This window comes from Isoptericola sp. NPDC055881 (assembly GCF_053615895.1).
This window is the reverse complement of the sequence record NZ_JBSHCR010000144.1, coordinates 1-2435: the sequence shown is the minus strand read 5'-3', so window position 1 is coordinate 2435 and position 2435 is coordinate 1. Positions and strand designations below refer to the sequence as shown.

At 71.9% G+C, this 2435-nt stretch carries 2 protein-coding genes; one reads left to right on the top strand and one right to left on the bottom strand.

What is annotated here, in order from left to right; all coding sequences use genetic code 11:
• Window positions 1-53: 53 nt before the first annotated feature.
• Window positions 54-482: an Hsp20/alpha crystallin family protein gene (locus tag ACWGKI_RS20775; RefSeq protein WP_380245596.1), complete on the bottom strand. Its 429-nt coding sequence runs from the start codon at window positions 480-482 to the stop codon at window positions 54-56.
• Window positions 483-725: 243 nt separating this feature from the next.
• Here ACWGKI_RS20775 and ACWGKI_RS20770 point away from each other — a divergent pair, with 243 nt between their 5' ends.
• A complete protein-coding gene (locus tag ACWGKI_RS20770; RefSeq protein WP_380245597.1) occupies window positions 726-2378 on the top strand; it encodes a DHA2 family efflux MFS transporter permease subunit in 1653 nt (550 codons plus the stop codon).
• The last annotated feature ends 57 nt before the right edge of the window (window positions 2379-2435 follow it).

Genomic DNA, 2435 nt, shown 5'->3' with positions numbered 1-2435 from the left:
GACGCCCGCGCCGCCGTGAGGTCGGCGCGGGCGTCGCTGGCAGGCGGGGACGGTCAGGCGCCCGCCTCGATCGCCGTCGGCGACGAGGCGGCGTGGCTGACCTCGATCCGGCGCGGCCTGGCCTCCTCGGACACCGGGATGGTGAGGGTGAGCACGCCGTCGGCGTAGGACGCGCTGATCCGGTCGAGCGCCAGACCGCGACCCAGGGTGAGCTGCCGTGCCACGGTGCCGGACTGGCGCTCGCGCAGCAGCCACTGCCCCTCCGCGGAGCGGGGCGTGCGCTCGGCCCTGATCGTCAGCGTGCGGTCCTCGCACGAGACGTCGATGCTGCCCGGGTCGATGCCGGGCAGGTCCGCCGCCAGGACGAAGTGGTCTCCCTCGCGGAAGAGGTCCATCGGCATGGTCGGCGCGTTGCGCGTGTTCAGCGCGAGCGAACCGAAGAGCCGGTCCATCTCCTGGAACGGGTCCCAGTAGGTAGCCATCGCACATCACCTCCTCGACGAGGCCGCGGCGCGCGGCCCTGAGCGCGATCGACGTGCCGGGCCTTCCGGCACGCTGGCTACAGCACATGTTTTAGCACTCGACCCCTGAGAGTGCCAGCGTCGGCGGATCGCTCTCGGCGAACGGTCCCTGTCAGCGAACGGTCCTGTCGGCGAAGGGTCCTGGGGGGCGGGCACGACCGCGCCGGAGCGGCGCGCGTCGGTGGCTCGTGCCACGCTCGTCGCATGTCCACCACGTCCGGGCGCGCCCCGGTGACCCCTCTCGTCGACCTGGGCGGCAGGTCGGCCTGGAGCGTGCTCCCGCCGCTCATCCTCGGCTTCTTCATGATCATGGTCGACACCACGATCGTGAACATCGCCATCCCCACCCTGACCGACCAGTTCTCCGCCTCCCTCATCCAGGTCGGCTGGGTGAACAGCGCCTACCTGCTGTCGTACGCCGTGCTGATGCTGCTGGCCGGCCGCCTCGGGGACCGCTACGGGCAGAAGTCGGTCTTCATCGTCGGGCTCGTCGTGTTCACGACGTTCTCGTTCCTCTGCGGGTTCTCGGGGAACATCGGCTCGGAGCCGGAGATCGGCTGGCTGATCGGGTTCCGCGTCGTCCAGGGCGTCGGCGCCGCGATGATGACCCCGCAGACGATGTCGATGATCACGCGCGTCTTCCCGCCCACCCAGCGCGGTGCGGCGATGGGGCTGTGGGGCGCGACGGCGGGCGTCGCGACGATCGCCGGCCCGCTGCTCGGCGGCATCTTCGTCGAGACGGTCGGCTGGGAGTGGATCTTCTACGTCAACATCCCGGTGGGCGTCGCGGCCCTCTGGTTCTCGGTCACGCGGCTGCCGCACCTCCCCTCGCACGGGACCTCCATGGACCCGTGGGGCGTGGTCCTGTCGGTGATCGGCCTCGCGGCGGTGGTCTTCGGCCTGCAGGAGGGCGAGAACTACGACTGGGGCCACATCTGGGGGCCGTTCTCCGTGTGGTCGGTCGTGGGGCTGGGGCTGCTGGTCCTCGTCGGCTTCGTCTGGTGGCAGCACCGGCAGGGCTCGCGAGCGCTGCTGCCGCTGCGGCTGTTCCGCTCGCGCAACTTCTCGCTCGCCAACGTCGACGGCATGGTCGTGACGTTCGCGATGATCGCCATCTTCTTCCCGCTGACGATCTTCCTGCAGTCCATCCTCGGCCTGACGCCGATCCAGGCGGCGCTCGTGATGATGCCCGGCTCGCTCGTGTCCGGCGTCGTCGCGCCGTTCGCCGGACGTCTCTCCGACCGGGTGCCCGCGAAGTGGGTGGTCGCGGCCGGGTTCGCCGCGATCGCCGGTGCGGTGATCTGGCTCGCCGGCATCCTGGACCCCGACCTGTCGCCGTACGCCCTGCTGTGGCCGATGGCGCTCTTCGGTGTCGGCACCGGCCTCACGTTCTCGCCGCTGTCCAACCTGGCCACGTCGGGCCTCGACGCCCGCACGGCGGGTGCGGGCGCCGGCGCGTTCAACACCAACCGGCAGGTGGGTGGCGTGATCGGGTCCGCCGTCGTCGTGGCCGTGCTCTCGGCCCGTCTCGCGGTCACCGTCCCGGCAGCGGCACAGGACCTGGCCGGGCAGCTGCCCGAGCAGGTGCGGCAGCCCTTCCTCGACGGGATCGCGCAGTCCAGCGGCAGCCTCGGCAGCACGGCGGCCGGGTCGGTGCAGCTGCCCGACTCCGTACCCGCAGCGGTCGCGGAGCAGGTCGGCGCCGTCGCCCAGCAGGCGTTCTTCGCGGGCTTCGCGGACGCCGCGGCCCAGACGCTGCTGCTGGTCGGCGTGGTCCTGGTGGTCGGCGTCGTGTGCGCGGCGGCGATGTCGCCCGTGCAGCACCGCGAGCGCACCGAGGCGCCTGCGCCGGCCTGATGCCCCTGCTGTGAGCGGGCGTCTGGCCCTGTTTCGGGACCGAGACAGGGCCAGACG

Coding starts and splice junctions, on each gene's coding strand:
- ACWGKI_RS20775 (WP_380245596.1), bottom strand. CDS start 482: ATGGCTACCTACTGGGACCCGTTCCAGGAGATGGACCGGCTCTTCGGT.
- ACWGKI_RS20770 (WP_380245597.1), top strand. CDS start 726: ATGTCCACCACGTCCGGGCGCGCCCCGGTGACCCCTCTCGTCGACCTG.